Origin of the sequence: Bacillus sp. B25(2016b), from assembly GCF_001679765.1 — a bacterium.
Classification (GTDB): Bacteria; Bacillota; Bacilli; order Bacillales; family Bacillaceae_G; genus Bacillus_A; species Bacillus_A thuringiensis_K.
Genome location: NZ_CP016285.1, coordinates 4,382,349 through 4,397,413, shown reverse-complemented (window position 1 = coordinate 4,397,413; position 15,065 = coordinate 4,382,349). Strand labels below are relative to the sequence as shown.

Here is a 15,065-nt window from a genome sequence, read left to right as displayed (position 1 = left end):
TGTTTTCTATGTTTATGAAGATCTCTTTATATTTGATAAGTACATCCTAACAACCGCTTTCGCAAGACATTGAGAAGAATCAACAAAATCCTCACTAGCCACAACATTCAAATCAGTACATGCGATAATTGCATTATCTATTTCATCTCTCAGTTGTAAAACGAGCGTATTCCACAATTCACGAGCTTCTTCAATCTCTCCAGATTTAATGCAAGTAATAATTTGATTAATGCTTTCCTGCCATTTTTCATGATGAATGTATTCTATATTACGCTTTGCAATCCCATCTTGGTAAATCCTAGCTTGAACAGTTGCTTCTGTTGCGAGAAGAGCGACTCTTTTTGTATTTTCAGGAATTGCTTGTAACGTTTCATCGACTATATTTAAAATCGGGATAGAAAGCGAACGCTGTAATTCTTCAAAATAAAGATGCGCCGTATTACACGGCATGGCAATAAAGCTTACGCCAGTACTTTCAAGTTTTTGTGCTCCGTCAATAATCGCTTTTTTCATCGCTCCGTGATCAATAGGGCGATCCATGTAAAACGGTGTTGGACATGAATAAATCATCATATGAGGAAATTCCATATCATGCTTTGCTCCGTATATTGTTTGGCAATTTGCTACAACTGTATCGACGAATGGCCCAGTCGATTTTGGTCCCATTCCTGCTAGTATTCCAATCATTGTTTCGTCTCCTTTAAGAATGTTTATATCCATTATATAGGAAAATAATAAAAAGACGTGCAGTGAATGCACGTCTTTTTTGTTACGTTTTGTCGAACAATCGATATATCCGAGAAATCGTTGATATATTACCCCGCATTAACGGGCAGTAAAACTCCCACCTTAAAATTCGGCTGGAGCAAAGAAGTTAGTTGGGAGATAAACTGCCCATAAATGCCCGATTGGTTCAACTAATGATCAGTGGGGGATTCCCCCCACTGATTAAAGTTTCACTTTATCGTTTCTCAATCGCCACAATAAATGGTGGGTTATTTTGCTGGTTAATGAAGCCATATCGCAGTACGTGAGCTTGTTTTTGGTCTAGTTCTTCGGCGAATTTGAGAACAGCGTCGCGTTCTACTTGTCCTTCTGGATGTCCGTGGTAAATGACAAGGACGATGATACCTTGAGGCGTCATTACTTCTAGTAATTGTTTAATTGCTGAAATTGTTGAGTTCGGTTTTGTGACGATATGTTTGTCTCCGCCAGGAAGGTAACCTAAGTTAAAAATTGCGCCTGTTACTTTTCCTTTTGCACCTTCTGGTAATACGGATAGGAGTGTATCGTGACTATCATGAACTAAAACAGTACGTTCGAAAAGTTCTTTTTCTTTTAGACGAGTTGTTGAGCTTTCAATCGCCTCTTTTTGAATATCAAATCCAAATACTTTTCCGTTATCGCCAACGATTTCAGCTAGGAAGCAAGTGTCATGGCCGTTTCCTAAAGTTGCATCTACAGCGTAATCGCCTTCTTTTACTGCCGTTTGCAAGAGAGTGCGAGCAAACGGTAATACACGTTCTAATTTCATTTTTGTTTCTCCTCATTTGCATATTTTCCTTGCCAGCTTCCGCGGCGTACAAATTCTGCATCGATGGAATTTAATACTTCCCATTTATTTAAGCTCCACATTGGACCAATCATTAAATCAGGTGGACCGTCACCTGTGATACGGTGCACAATTACGTCTTCTGGAATAATTTCAAGTTGGTCAACAACGAGATTTACGTAATCCTCAAGAGAAAGGAATTCTAGTTGTCCTTTTTCATATTGTTTCACCATTGGTGTTCCTTTTAATAAGTGAAGTAAGTGGATTTTAATTCCTTGTACATCAAGCTTCGCAACTTCACGAGCTGTTTCCATCATCATGTCGTAATCTTCAAGTGGAAGGCCGTTAATAATATGAGAGCAAACTCGAATACCATGCTTGCGTAATTTATTTACACCTTCCACATAAGACGGATAATCGTGAGCGCGGTTAATAAGGTTTGCAGTTCGTTCATGAACAGTTTGTAGTCCGAGTTCAACCCAAAGGTATGTGCGTTTATTTAAGTCCGCTAAATATGCAACAACATCGTCTGGTAAACAATCTGGACGAGTTGCGATAGAAAGACCGACAACGTCTTTTTCTGCTAGAAGCGGTTCGAATTTTTCTTTTAACACTTCAAGTGGTGCATGTGTATTTGTGTACGCCTGGAAATAAGCGATACATTTTCCGTCTTTCCACTTTGAGCGCATTTTTTCTTTCATTTCATGATATTGCGTTATAACATCATCGCGGCGATTGCCAGCGAAGTCACCAGATCCAGCAGCACTGCAAAATGTACAACCGCCATAAGCAACTGTACCATCACGGTTCGGGCAATCGAAGCCAGCATCTAATGAAACTTTAAAGATTTTTTCACCAAATTCATTTCGTAAATGGTAATTCCATGTATGATAACGTTTATTGTCGTTTGTATATGGAAAAGGGTTTTGAACCTTCATTATTTTCCCTCCTAAGCCGAGTCAAAATGAAACAAAATACATTATAACATACTCATAAGGTTTAGATGGAAGGGACACACTAAAGGGGAATTGAAGCAAGGAGGGACAATTATGGCAGAGCGTCAATCACTTGAATCGTATATTACACAAGCGGAACAAGCGGTGGAATATGCGAAAGAACAATTAGACCAAGGCATGAGACAAGAGCATTACAATACGATGGAGTATTCGGATGCGCAGTTACAATTAGAACAAGCATATAACGATTTACAAACGATGCAACAACATGCGAATGATGAGCAACGTGAGCAGTTAAATAGAGCACGTATGGCAATTCGCCAATTGCAACATCAAATGATTATTACACCCCACTAATAAGGAGTGAATGTAATGGCGAAACGTTCAGATCAAAATAACCCAGAGCAAAAAACGCAAAATGGACATAACGCAGAGTTTTCAAATGAACTTGATCCGATTGTTCAAGTAAAACAGCGTAACAGTAAAAAAGGACAACCGCAAAAATCGAAACAATCAGAGTAAACCAGGTCGAAATATGACCTGGTTTTATTTTGTTATATGACAATAACGTAAGATTGCTGTAAGGTTTGCCGATAGTTGTAAAATCACATTTCCAGTAGAGTAAGGGAGGATTACATTTTAGACAAGGAGTTGCTTTATGGGGAACAATATTACAAATAAACGAATTGATGAGTTAGATTACATTCGTGGCTTCGCACTACTGGGGATTATTTTAGTAAATATTCTTGCACTACTTAACATTAAAATTCCAGATCCTAATACAGTAGATGCCAGCTATCAAAGGTTTCTATACTTATTTGTAGAAGGTCGTTTCTTCTCAATTTTCTCATTCTTATTTGGAGTAGGATTCTATATCTTTATCTCTAGAGCAATTGCGAAGGGGAAGAATGGATACATTCTATTTCTACGCCGCTTAGTGGCACTATTTATTTTCGGTTTGATTCATTACATGTTTCAGCCTGGAGAAGCATTAACGTTATATGCAATTTGCGGGTTAATCGTTTTGCCATTTTATAAAGCGAAAAAACAAGTGAACTTAGTTATTGGTCTTATTTTAACAATTGTTTTTAGTGTAATGGGTGTTAAAGAACTATTACCACTTGGCTTAATTTTATTAGGACTTGCTGCAGGACAATATCGTGTATTTGAAAATCTCACGCAGAACATAAAGAAAGTCGCTATTTTTACAGGTGTTATGTTTGTTTTAAGTGTCGTAGCTGTATGGTATCAATACGGGCACGTGCCTGCTGATCCATTTGTAAATATGATACTAATGAATGAAGATGGAACAATGGACGCTGCAAGCCAATTTTTAAAAATTGGTGTTACAGTGGGACCAATCATTTCAGCTTTCTATGTTGGAGCGTTAATTTTATTACTTCAATTAAAACCAGTTCAAACATTGTTAGCACCACTGAAATATTATGGACGTATGGCGTTAACAAATTATATTGGACAAACTGCAATGATTTTAATTGCCGGTAGTGTATTTAACTTTGCAGGAAACTTAACATACATGCAGACGTTATATGTGTGTATCGCAATTTATGCAATTCAAATTGTATTTAGTATGATTTGGATGAAAATCTTTAAGATGGGTCCACTAGAATGGATTTGGCGTGTTATTACGTATTGGACGGTAACACCTTTAAAGAAATAAAGTGAAACTTTAATCAGTGGGGGTCTTCCTGCCCATTAAAGCGGGATAAAGAAAGAAGTGGGCTGTTCCTTTTGCGGAACAGCCTATTTGTATTGTCAGTTTTTGTCGGTAAGTCGATATATTTTGAAAATCGCTGATAAAAGTGGGAGAATCGTCGATATATTTGAAAAAGCGCCGATATAATTTCATTTATCGATTTACTGTGTCAAAAAACGAACTAATAGTAAAAGCCAAGCTTACAAGCACACCTTTTTTATATTACAAAAGTGTAAGGTAAATGTAATGTTAACAAATAGCAGTTCATCGCCAAAAGGCGCAAAATAGGTAATGGAAAAACAAGCGTAGGAGGATATATATGACGAAACCAGTTGTAGACGTGAAAAACGTTCAAAAAGTGTACGGTAAAAAAGGTGAGAATCAATCACACGCGTTAAAAGGTGTTTCATTCTCAATTCAAGAGGGTGAGTTTGTAGGGATTATGGGACCATCTGGTTCTGGTAAAACGACATTATTAAATGTAATTTCAACGCTGGATAAAGCAACGGGCGGCGTTGTTGAAATTGCAGGTACGGATATTACAAAAATGAAACAAGGTGAGCTTTCAGATTTCCGTTCACAAAAGTTAGGATTCATCTTCCAAGATTTTAATTTATTAGAAAACTTATCTATTTATGAAAACATCGCACTTCCACTTTCCTTGCAAGGTGTTCCATCACGTAACATTGGACCAAAAGTCGAGAAAGTAGCGGATATGTTAGGAATTACAGAAATACTTCAAAAGTACCCATCTGAAGTATCTGGTGGGCAAAAGCAACGTTCGGCAGCAGCGCGTGCTTTAGTGCATGAGCCTGCAATTATTTTAGGGGACGAGCCAACAGGAGCGCTTGATTCTAAAAATGCAGCGAGTTTACTTGATGCGATGACAAACTTAAATAAAGATCAAGGCGTATCTATTATGATGGTTACACATGATCCGTATAGTGCAAGTTACTGCCAGCGTATTTTATTCATTCAAGATGGTGAGCTATATAAAGAAATTCATCGAGGCGGTACACGTGAAGAGTTTTATAAAGAAATTTTAGACGTGCTTGCAGACTTAGGCACACAAAAAGCATAAGAAGGGAGGTTCTAGAGCATGTTATTTAAACTTTCCATGTCAGGGCTAAAAAGTAAGCTGAAAGATTATATCGTCTTACTTGTTGGTCTTGTCATGTCCATTTCAATTTTTTATATGTTCCAAACATTAGCGTTAAATGAGGCCTTCCTTAAGGAAAATTCTACTATTGGTCAAATTGGATTTGTATTCCAAGCAGGTTCATTTTTACTAGCTATTATAACGTTCTTCTATATTTTATATGCGAACTCTTTCTTACTATCTCTTCGTCAAAAAGAGTTTGGTATGTATATGATGTTAGGAGCAAAAAAGCATAAAGTTACATTACTTATGTTTATCGAAACAATCGTACTAGGTGCTGCGTCTCTTGCGATTGGTATTATAGTTGGAGTAGGCCTTGCAGAAGGTATCGGACAGCTATTAATGAAACAATTAGAATTTGCTGGTAAAGGCTATAAAGCATTTTATTTACCATCAATGACTGTTACTTGCATCTTCTTCTTTGCACTATTTGTATTATCCGCAATTATGAACAGTATTAAATTATCACGTATTTCTGTACTGCAACTTGTACATGCAGATGCACAAACAGAACGTGTTGCGGTAAAAGGAAAAATGACAGGTGTAGTTGCATTCCTTGCGGTTATTTTATTAGGAATGGGCTATGCATCAATGATTTACATGGAAAAACTAAGAGAAATGGGAATCATTATTGCATTAATTACAACAACAGCTGGTACTTACATGCTGTTTGGATCACTTCTCCCAGTCTTTATTAAAAAGTTAAAGGGTAATAAAAAGCGTAGTGAAAAAGGACTTAACGCTTTTACATTTGCACAATTAAATTTCCGTATTAATAGCCTAACAAAGGTACTTGCAACAGTAGCGATGTTAGTTGCTCTTGGAGCCGGTGCAATTTCAGGTGGTATGGCGTTTAAAAATAACGTTATAAAAATGGTTGATGGTTTAGTAATTTACGATTCAGTTGTTCATAATCCAACAGCTGAAGAAAAGAAAGTTTTAGACGGTATTACATTTAAAGAGAAAAATGAATATCGTTACAAAGTTGATAATAAATATGTTTACTATGTAAAAGAAGATTTAGAGAAAAATCGTCCTTTAGTAAGAGATATGGCAAAGATGAAATCGATGAAGGATTTAGTGAACACGAAGAAAGTTTCAGCAGAACTGCCAGTAGGTGCAGTTTCTAGAGAAATGAATGAAAAAGATGCGAATGCTAAAGCACTTCCAGAAGAATGGGATGAGGCTTTTAGAACAATCCAGCCATTCTATGTACATGAAGATCATGCAATTAAAATTGTAGATCAAAAAATGTACGATACTGTAAATGGTAAAGAAGGAATTGTATTTACTGGAAAAACAGATGATTTTGAAGCACACATAAAAGAATGGAAAAAACTTGACGAGTTGCAACTAGATAAATATAAAAATATAGCAATTGAAAGATTAGATAGTAAATATCGAGCTTACGACATGTTCTATGGCGTTGCGAGCGGAACAGTATTTATGGGCTTCTTCCTTGGAATTGCTTTCTTAGCAATGATGGCAAGTTGTCTTATGTTTAAAATTCTTTCTGGTGCATCAAAAGATATTACGCGTTATCAAATGCTTCGTAAAATCGGGGTGCGCCGTGAATTATTAACAAAATCAATTTATAAAGAGTTATTCTTAGTATTCCTATTCCCAGCAATTGTAGGTATTGCACACGTATTAGTTGGTATGAATATTTTCGGATTTATTTTAATCGATCCGTACTTCCGTATTTGGGTGCCAATTGTAATTTTCGTAGTTATTTACACGATTTATTACTTCATTACAGTTCAATTGTATAAAGGAATTGTTCTTCCTAAGGAAGATTAATAAAAAAAACCGAGCGAAACTGCTCGTTTTTTTTTATTTTCAGAAAAAATACTTTGACGTTACTGAAATATATAATATAATGTAAATAAGTAACGTAATCTAAAAGTAGAAGTAGCTGGATAGGGAAAGGAGGAATCCAATTTGTAGAAAGAAATTGAACTTTTATCCCCACATTTTTTACCGCAACGTATTTATACAATCGTAAGTTTCCACATTGAAAATTTTCAGAACCACCTGAGTATATTGTGAAAATAATGGATAACACATGGAAATCTCATAGCATGATAAGGTAAAATGGACAACATAATGAAAAAATTACCGTTCATAAGATGAGGAGAATACATGTATGGAAGTTGTAGAGCCATTAAAAGATATAAGCCAAATTGAGGCTATGAAAAAATATTTAAAAGAGCACTCCCAGCGAGATTATCTTTTATTTGTTATGGGAATTAACACAGGATTAAAAATTACAGAACTACTTAGTATGAAATTTGAAGATGTATTAAATGAAGATGGGACTGTTAAAGAGTTTTATACTCTTCCTGTGAAAGATGAAAAATTTAAACAAGATATTTATTTAAATACAAAAGTAAAAAAAGCGCTTTTAGATTACGTACAATCTATTGGCGTTAAAAGAGAAAATTACGTATTTCAATCTAATAAAACGCCAAATTCAATTACGCGCCAACAAGCGTATCGTGTAATTCATAATGCTGCAGAAGCAGTTGGAGTTGTTGGTAAGATCGGAACAAATTCAATGCGAAAAACGTTTGGATTTCATGCGTACAAAAGAGGGATAGCGATTGCGTTATTGCAAAAACATTTCCATCACGCGACTCCATCAGAGACGCTAAAGTATTTAGGTATCTCAAAGGATGAGCCCTTTAAAACGGAGATTGATGTCGATTTATAAAAGCCGTAACTAAAAAAATTAGGAGGCGGAAAATATGAATATTAGAGAGAGTGAACTGCCGGGTATTGGATGTAAGTTTGAAGTGATTACAAAAGGTAATGAAAAGATGGTTATCGTTATTCATGATGATGGCCGAAGAGAAATGTACCATTTTGATGCTGATCATGAGGAGAGTATTTCAAGCGTCTCTCTTCGTGATTCCGAAGCGAGACAAATTGCAGCTATATTGGGCGGAATGGTATATAGACCACAAGCTTTAGATACAATTGAAATGGCTTTTGAAGGATTATCAATTGAGTGGTTTAAGGTGGAAAATAATGCACCAGTCGTACAAAAAACAATTGGTAGTTTACATGTCCGAAACACATATAACGTAACGATTATTGCCATTTTGAAAAAAAATATGAAGAAATTCTTTAATCCAGGTCCAGATTCTATCATTGAAGCTGGTGATATGCTCGTATTATCAGGCGAGAGACATGAAGTAAAAAGAATTATTAATGAGTTGCTTTCAGTAGGAGGGGATTCATAATCGATGGATACTTTAATCTTTGAAGTTGGAACTGCGTTAGTATTAGTCGCTTTTGCAGCTATTCTCGCTGCAAAGTTAAAGTTCTCGATTATTCCGTTTCTCATAATACTCGGCATGCTAGTGGGTCCCCATGCCCCAGATTTAGGGCTTATCGATTTAAGATTTATTGAAAGCGGAGAAGTTATTTCCTTCCTCGGCCGTGTTGGCGTTATATTCCTCTTATTCTATTTAGGCTTAGAATTCTCAATTAAAAAATTAATTAAATCAGGAAAATCAATCGCTTTTGGAGGAACTGTTCATATATCGCTTAATTTTATATTAGGTTTACTTTACGGATATATAATGGGTTTCCCCTTATTAGAAACATTAATTATTGCTGGGATCATAACAATTTCATCGAGTGCAATTGTTGCGAAAGTAATTGTTGATTTAAGAAGATCTGGTAATAAAGAGACGGAGCTAATTTTAGGAATCATTATGTTTGATGATATCTTTTTAGCGGTATATTTATCAGTGGTTTCAGGGTTAGTACTCGGAGGGGCAACGTCATTTGTAGGTGCTCTTACATCTATTTTAATCGCAGTAGGGTATATGTTATTATTCTTTATAGTTGCTAGAAAAGCTACACGATTTTTAAATAAAATGTTAGATATTTCGTCCAATGAAATTTTTATTATTGTAATATTCGCTATTTTGTTCTTTGTAGCAGGATTTTCAGAAACGATTCATGTTGCAGAGGCAATTGGAGCATTATTACTAGGACTCGTTTTTTCTGAAACAGAGCATAGTGATCGAATTGAACAGCTCGTTGTTCCGTTTCGTGATTTCTTTGGAGCTATATTCTTTTTCAGCTTCGGTTTAAGTATAGATCCATTTTCACTTGGCGGAGCAGTGTGGTTGGCATTAGGAGCAGTTTTCATTACTCTTATCGGTAATTTTACCGCTGGAATGGTTGCGGGGCGTAAAGCGGGATTATCGCATAAGGCTTCTACGAATATTGGTTTAACACTTGTATCACGCGGAGAGTTTTCCATTATCGTCGCGAATATTGGAATTGCGGGTGGCTTAATGGCAACGATTAAACCATTCTCAGCCTTGTATGTTTTAATATTGGCATCGTTAGGACCTTTGTTAACGAAAGAATCTGGGAGAATATATTCTTTACTAGATAAAATATTTAAATGGAGCGCTAAAGAACGTGCGAAGCGAGAAAAAGAAGCTGGATAGTACAAATAAGGGTGGACTGCATGAAAATTTCATGCAGTCCACCCTTTTATATATTGTTACTGTTGTCATTTTTTGTCGGTAAGTCGATATATTTTAATAATAGCTGATATATTTGTAGTTGCGCCGATATATTCTAATAATCGCTGATATAATCCAAGTAGCAATCAGTATAATTTCATTTACCGATGAACCGTTATCTGAATTTCATCAACTATTAATCAGTTGCCTTCCTATTTAAAAACGACTACAATTTTACTGTTATATATATGAACGAAAAAAATAGAATAGGAGGGGAAACTATGCCAAGGAAAGTATGGCTATTAGTAGCTGGGATGATTATTAATGTCACGGGTGCTTCTTTTTTATGGCCTTTTAATACAATTTATTTGCATGATCACTTAGGAAAATCTTTATCTGTGGCCGGAATGGTATTAATGATTAACTCGCTTACTGGTGTAATCGGAAACTTGCTCGGCGGTGTTTTATTTGATAAATGGGGCGGTTATAAATCAACTTTAGTAGGGATTGTGATTACACTTGTATCAATTTTAGGTCTAGTGTTCTTCCACGGTTGGCCTTTATACGTTGTGTGGCTAGCGTTAATCGGCTTCGGTTCTGGAATGGTCTTCCCATCGATGTATGCGATGGTCGGTACAGTTTGGCCAGAGGGCGGAAGACGAGCATTTAATGCGATGTATGTTGGACAAAACGTTGGTATTGCGATTGGAACAGCGTGTGGTGGATTAGTTGCTTCGTATCGTTTTGATTATATTTTCTTAGCGAACTTTATTTTATACTTTGTTTTCTTCTTAATTGCTTTTATTGGATTCCGTGGTATGGAAGACAAGAAGAAGCCAGGAGTACAAAAAGAAGTCGAAACGAAAAAAGGTTGGTCACTTACACCTGGATTTAAAGCACTTCTTATCGTGTGTGTAGCATATGCTTTATGCTGGGTTACATACGTACAGTGGCAAGGTGCAATTGCAACACATATGCAAGAATTAAACATTAGTCTTCGTCATTATAGTTTATTATGGACGATAAACGGAGCAATGATCGTTTGTGCGCAACCACTTGTTAGTATGCTAATTCGCTGGATGAAGCGTTCTTTAAAACAGCAAATTATGATTGGGATTTTCATTTTTGCGGCGTCATTCATTGTGTTAAGCCAAGCGCAGCAATTTACGATGTTCCTCGTTGCGATGGTAACATTAACAATTGGTGAGTTATTTGTATGGCCTGCGGTTCCAACGATTGCAAATATACTTGCACCAAAAGATAAATTAGGTTTTTATCAAGGGGTTGTAAACAGTGCGGCGACTGTAGGGAAAATGTTCGGGCCGGTCGTTGGCGGAGCAATTGTGGATTTATACAATATGGAAGTATTGTTTATAGCAATCATGGTAATGCTTGTAATAGCGCTTATAGCAACGAGCATTTATGATAAACGAGTAAAAGTAGAAGATACAGTTGAAGAAAAAATTGCAGTTTAGTTTGACGGAACATGTAACATGTTTTAGAATATATTTAAATAAAACAACCTTTAGAACAAGGGAGATAGCTCGGCTGTCTTAAGATGAATTCGTTAGTTATTAAGAGTAACGATTAACCGAGAAGTCCTCGCTTTAAGTAAGCTCTTAAGAGATACTAGGTGAAGGATAGTTCACTTAACTTATATGTGTAATAACAGTGAGAAGGAGTAGTAGTAATAGAAGCTGGTTTAGAGAGTTGACGGTCGGTGCAAGTCAATCCACGTTTCGTTATGAACTCGCCTTTGAGTTGCAGTTGTGAAACTAATAGTAGCAATTGCCGTTAATCCACGTTACGGATCTAAGCGAATGTATATTTGTACATTAATTTAGGGTGGTACCGCGGGAATCTATAACCTCTCGTCCCTTTCTAGGGATGAGAGGTTTTTTGTATTTTGGGCGGTGAAAATAAATAGAATTTCAAGGAGGGTATCTCATGAGCTTTAATCATCAAGAAATTGAGAAGAAGTGGCAAGGGTACTGGGAAGAGAATAAAACATTCCGTACGCCAGATGAGACAGAAAAACCAAAATTTTATGCACTAGATATGTTCCCATATCCATCAGGTGCAGGCCTACACGTAGGACATCCAGAAGGTTATACAGCGACAGATATTTTATCTCGTATGAAGCGTATGCAAGGATATAATGTTCTTCATCCAATGGGATGGGATGCATTCGGTCTTCCAGCAGAGCAATATGCACTTGATACTGGAAACAGCCCAGCTGAATTTACAGAGCATAATATTAATACGTTCCGTAACCAAATTAAATCATTAGGTTTCTCTTACGATTGGGACCGTGAAGTAAATACAACAGATCCAAACTATTACAAGTGGACACAATGGATTTTCCTAAAACTATTTGAAAAAGGCTTAGCTTACGTTGATGAAGTACCTGTAAACTGGTGCCCAGCACTTGGTACAGTACTTGCAAACGAAGAGATCATTGACGGTAAGAGTGAGCGCGGTGGACATCCAGTTGAGCGTCGTCCGATGAGACAGTGGATGTTAAAAATTACAGCTTACGGAGATCGTCTATTAGAAGATCTAGATGAGCTTGATTGGCCTGAAAGCTTAAAAGATATGCAACGTAACTGGATCGGTCGCTCTGAAGGTGCAGAAGTACATTTCAACATCGACGGTACAGATGAGAAGTTCACAGTTTTCACAACACGCCCTGATACACTATTTGGAGCAACATACTGTGTACTTGCTCCGGAACATGCACTTGTTGCAGAAATTACAACAGCAGAACAAAAAGAAGCGGTAGAAGCTTACATTAACGCTGTAAAAATGAAGAGTGACCTAGAGCGTACAGAACTTGCGAAAGAGAAAACTGGTGTATTCACTGGTGCTTACGCAGTTAACCCAGTAAACGGTGAGAAATTACCAATCTGGATCGCTGACTACGTTCTTGCAACTTACGGAACAGGTGCTGTAATGGCAGTTCCAGCTCATGATGAGCGTGACTATGAATTCGCATCAGTATTCAATCTTCCAATGAAGGAAGTTGTAAAAGGCGGAGACATTACGAAAGAAGTGTACACAGGTGATGGTGCACACGTAAACTCAGCATTCCTTGATGGTTTAAATAAAGAAGAAGCAATCGCAAAAATGATTGAATGGCTTGAAGTAACAAGCGCAGGAAATCAAAAAGTAACGTACCGTCTACGTGACTGGTTATTCAGTCGTCAACGTTACTGGGGTGAGCCAATTCCAGTAATTCACTGGGAAGATGGCACAATGACAGCTGTGAAAGAAGAAGAATTACCATTAGTTCTTCCAAAAACAGAAAACATCCGTCCTTCAGGTACAGGTGAATCACCACTTGCTAACATTGATGAGTGGGTAAATGTTGTTGACCCTGAGACTGGTAAAAAAGGTCGTCGTGAAACAAATACAATGCCACAATGGGCTGGTAGCTGCTGGTATTACTTACGTTACATCGATCCAAACAATAGTGAAGCACTTGTAGATCCTGAAAAAGTAAAACAATGGCTTCCAGTTGATATTTATATCGGCGGAGCAGAACACGCTGTACTTCACTTACTATATGCTCGTTTCTGGCACAAAGTATTATACGACATCGGTGTAGTTCCAACGAAAGAGCCGTTCCAACAATTATTCAACCAAGGTATGATTCTAGGTGAAAACAACGAGAAAATGAGTAAATCAAAAGGTAACGTTGTAAACCCTGATGATATCGTAGCAAGCCACGGTGCAGATACACTTCGTCTATACGAAATGTTCATGGGACCATTAGATGCTTCAATCGCTTGGTCTGAAAATGGCCTTGATGGAGCTCGTCGTTTCCTAGACCGTGTATGGCGTTTATTCGTTCAAGAGAACGGTGAATTAAGTGAGAAAATTACGGATGCACCAAATAAAGAGCTTGAAAAAGCTTACCACCAAACAGTGAAGAAAGTAACAGAAGACTATGCAGAGCTTCGCTTTAACACAGCGATTTCTCAAATGATGGTATTCATCAACGATGCATACAAAGCTGAAACACTTCCGAAAGAATATGTAGAAGGTTTCGTAAAAATGATTGCACCAGTTGCACCTCACATCGGGGAAGAGCTATGGAGCAGACTTGGATACAATGAAACAATCACATATGCAAGCTGGCCAACATTTGATGAGTCTAAACTTGTAGAAGATGAAGTTGAAATCGTTGTTCAAGTCATGGGCAAAGTTCGCGCGAAACTAACAATGAGTAAAGACGCATCAAAAGAAGAAATGGAACAACTTGCACTTGAAGCAATTCAAGACCAAATTGAAGGGAAAACAGTTCGTAAAGTAATTGTTGTTCCTGGAAAACTTGTTAACGTTGTTGCAAACTAATTAACGCTAAATAAAAGCTCAGAGCATTTAGGCTCTGAGCTTTTTTGTGTAGAAAATCATCTCTGGATTAGATTAGTCTAAGTTTTTAATTATTCCATTACGTACAAATAAAAGAGCGGAATTCCCATACAGACAAACACCTATTTTTCTATAGGAAATATGATAAAAAAGGTAGGCTAAATTGAGTAGAAGAGGTGAAAGGAATGAAAGGGATGGACAATAATGCACCACATGGCTTCTTCGGAGGTGGATCGGGTAGTTATGAACAAATGATGTTAATGGGAGGAGCTGACCAACAAGCATACGGTGGAATTCCGAGCTGGATGGGTGGAGGCTCGGGCGGATTTCCAACATCGGTAGCTGGCATGCAAACTGGAATGCCTACATCAATGGGAGGCTTTTCGACAGCAGGGGTTGGAATGCCTACAGTAACAGGAAGCTTCCCAACATCAGTAGCTGGCGTACAGACAGGATTTCCAGTAGGAGCACCAACTACATTTCCTTCTTTCGTTGGAGGAGTGCAGACAGGATTTCCGGTACCAGGAATAGGTGTTGTAGCTGGAGGAATAGGTGGGTATCCGCAAGTTGTTCACGGTCATCATGGACATCACCACCATCAAGGCCATCATGGACACCATCATCACCAAGGTCAACACGGTCATCATGGACACCATCATCACCAAGGTCAACACGGCCATCATGGACACCATCATCACCAAGGTCAACACGGCCATCATGGACACCATCATCACCAAGATCAACACGGTCATCATGGACACCATCATCACCAAGGTCAACACGGCCATCATGGACACCATCATCACCAAGGTCAACA

General features: G+C 37.5%; 14 protein-coding genes and 1 other annotated feature. Of the genes, 11 read left to right on the top strand and 3 right to left on the bottom strand.

The window, feature by feature from the left end; translation table 11 throughout:
• Positions 1-12 precede the first annotated feature (12 nt).
• The 3 genes from BAQ53_RS22525 to mnmL form a co-directional block, all read right to left on the bottom strand.
• Positions 13-687 carry an aspartate/glutamate racemase family protein gene (locus BAQ53_RS22525; RefSeq protein WP_208906261.1) on the bottom strand — a complete coding sequence of 225 codons (675 nt, stop codon included), beginning with the start codon at positions 685-687 and terminating at the stop codon, positions 13-15.
• Positions 688-961: 274 nt separating this feature from the next.
• On the bottom strand, positions 962-1,534 hold the full coding sequence (gene mnmM / locus BAQ53_RS22520; protein ID WP_208906260.1) for a tRNA 5-(aminomethyl)-2-thiouridylate-methyltransferase MnmM: 573 nt from the start codon (positions 1,532-1,534) through the stop codon (positions 962-964).
• Positions 1,531-2,490: a tRNA modification radical SAM protein MnmL/YtqA gene (gene mnmL / locus BAQ53_RS22515; RefSeq protein ID WP_000868042.1), complete on the bottom strand. Its 960-nt coding sequence runs from the start codon at positions 2,488-2,490 to the stop codon at positions 1,531-1,533. Before mnmL ends, mnmM begins: the two co-directional genes overlap by 4 nt.
• Before the next feature lie 111 nt (positions 2,491-2,601).
• Here mnmL and BAQ53_RS22510 point away from each other — a divergent pair, with 111 nt between their 5' ends.
• From BAQ53_RS22510 to BAQ53_RS26685, 11 genes are all read left to right on the top strand, one after another.
• A complete protein-coding gene (locus BAQ53_RS22510) occupies positions 2,602-2,865 on the top strand; it encodes a YtzC family protein (RefSeq protein WP_000840869.1) in 264 nt (87 codons plus the stop codon).
• Between the two features lie 15 nt (positions 2,866-2,880).
• Positions 2,881-3,030 (top strand): hypothetical protein, encoded by a 150-nt coding sequence (locus BAQ53_RS22505; RefSeq protein WP_001129340.1) that lies wholly within the window; start codon positions 2,881-2,883, stop codon positions 3,028-3,030.
• Between the two features lie 136 nt (positions 3,031-3,166).
• Positions 3,167-4,189 carry a DUF418 domain-containing protein gene (locus BAQ53_RS22500; protein WP_046946157.1) on the top strand — a complete coding sequence of 341 codons (1,023 nt, stop codon included), beginning with the start codon at positions 3,167-3,169 and terminating at the stop codon, positions 4,187-4,189.
• A gap of 355 nt (positions 4,190-4,544) precedes the next feature.
• Entirely contained in the window at positions 4,545-5,306 is a 762-nt protein-coding gene (locus BAQ53_RS22495; protein ID WP_000165843.1) for an ABC transporter ATP-binding protein, read from the top strand.
• An 18-nt stretch (positions 5,307-5,324) separates the two neighbouring features.
• Positions 5,325-7,184 (top strand): FtsX-like permease family protein, encoded by a 1,860-nt coding sequence (locus tag BAQ53_RS22490; RefSeq protein WP_000897755.1) that lies wholly within the window; start codon positions 5,325-5,327, stop codon positions 7,182-7,184.
• 346 nt (positions 7,185-7,530) lie between these two features.
• Positions 7,531-8,097 carry a tyrosine-type recombinase/integrase gene (locus BAQ53_RS22485; RefSeq protein WP_000454232.1) on the top strand — a complete coding sequence of 189 codons (567 nt, stop codon included), beginning with the start codon at positions 7,531-7,533 and terminating at the stop codon, positions 8,095-8,097.
• Positions 8,098-8,131: 34 nt separating this feature from the next.
• Positions 8,132-8,629, top strand: coding sequence for a cation:proton antiporter regulatory subunit (locus BAQ53_RS22480; RefSeq protein ID WP_001026053.1), 498 nt, complete (start codon positions 8,132-8,134; stop codon positions 8,627-8,629).
• A 3-nt stretch (positions 8,630-8,632) separates the two neighbouring features.
• Entirely contained in the window at positions 8,633-9,856 is a 1,224-nt protein-coding gene (locus BAQ53_RS22475; RefSeq protein WP_000380170.1) for a cation:proton antiporter, read from the top strand.
• A gap of 299 nt (positions 9,857-10,155) precedes the next feature.
• Positions 10,156-11,349 (top strand): MDR family MFS transporter, encoded by a 1,194-nt coding sequence (locus tag BAQ53_RS22470; RefSeq protein ID WP_089148204.1) that lies wholly within the window; start codon positions 10,156-10,158, stop codon positions 11,347-11,349.
• Positions 11,350-11,536: 187 nt separating this feature from the next.
• Positions 11,537-11,756 (top strand) — a binding site (T-box leader).
• Positions 11,757-11,821: 65 nt separating this feature from the next.
• Positions 11,822-14,230, top strand: a complete 2,409-nt coding sequence (leuS, locus tag BAQ53_RS22465; protein ID WP_000009467.1) for a leucine--tRNA ligase — start codon at positions 11,822-11,824, stop codon at positions 14,228-14,230.
• Between the two features lie 203 nt (positions 14,231-14,433).
• On the top strand, positions 14,434-15,065 hold a 632-nt coding region (locus BAQ53_RS26685; protein WP_481747212.1), incomplete at its 3' end, for a hypothetical protein.

What these genes read in the sequence shown, in the direction of transcription:
- BAQ53_RS22525 (WP_208906261.1), bottom strand. Translation starts at nt 687, where the DNA reads ATGATTGGAATACTAGCAGGAATGGGACCAAAATCGACTGGGCCATTC.
- mnmM (WP_208906260.1), bottom strand. Translation starts at nt 1,534, where the DNA reads ATGAAATTAGAACGTGTATTACCGTTTGCTCGCACTCTCTTGCAAACG.
- mnmL (WP_000868042.1), bottom strand. Translation starts at nt 2,490, where the DNA reads ATGAAGGTTCAAAACCCTTTTCCATATACAAACGACAATAAACGTTAT.
- BAQ53_RS22510 (WP_000840869.1), top strand. Translation starts at nt 2,602, where the DNA reads ATGGCAGAGCGTCAATCACTTGAATCGTATATTACACAAGCGGAACAA.
- BAQ53_RS22505 (WP_001129340.1), top strand. Translation starts at nt 2,881, where the DNA reads ATGGCGAAACGTTCAGATCAAAATAACCCAGAGCAAAAAACGCAAAAT.
- BAQ53_RS22500 (WP_046946157.1), top strand. Translation starts at nt 3,167, where the DNA reads ATGGGGAACAATATTACAAATAAACGAATTGATGAGTTAGATTACATT.
- BAQ53_RS22495 (WP_000165843.1), top strand. Translation starts at nt 4,545, where the DNA reads ATGACGAAACCAGTTGTAGACGTGAAAAACGTTCAAAAAGTGTACGGT.
- BAQ53_RS22490 (WP_000897755.1), top strand. Translation starts at nt 5,325, where the DNA reads ATGTTATTTAAACTTTCCATGTCAGGGCTAAAAAGTAAGCTGAAAGAT.
- BAQ53_RS22485 (WP_000454232.1), top strand. Translation starts at nt 7,531, where the DNA reads ATGGAAGTTGTAGAGCCATTAAAAGATATAAGCCAAATTGAGGCTATG.
- BAQ53_RS22480 (WP_001026053.1), top strand. Translation starts at nt 8,132, where the DNA reads ATGAATATTAGAGAGAGTGAACTGCCGGGTATTGGATGTAAGTTTGAA.
- BAQ53_RS22475 (WP_000380170.1), top strand. Translation starts at nt 8,633, where the DNA reads ATGGATACTTTAATCTTTGAAGTTGGAACTGCGTTAGTATTAGTCGCT.
- BAQ53_RS22470 (WP_089148204.1), top strand. Translation starts at nt 10,156, where the DNA reads ATGCCAAGGAAAGTATGGCTATTAGTAGCTGGGATGATTATTAATGTC.
- leuS (WP_000009467.1), top strand. Translation starts at nt 11,822, where the DNA reads ATGAGCTTTAATCATCAAGAAATTGAGAAGAAGTGGCAAGGGTACTGG.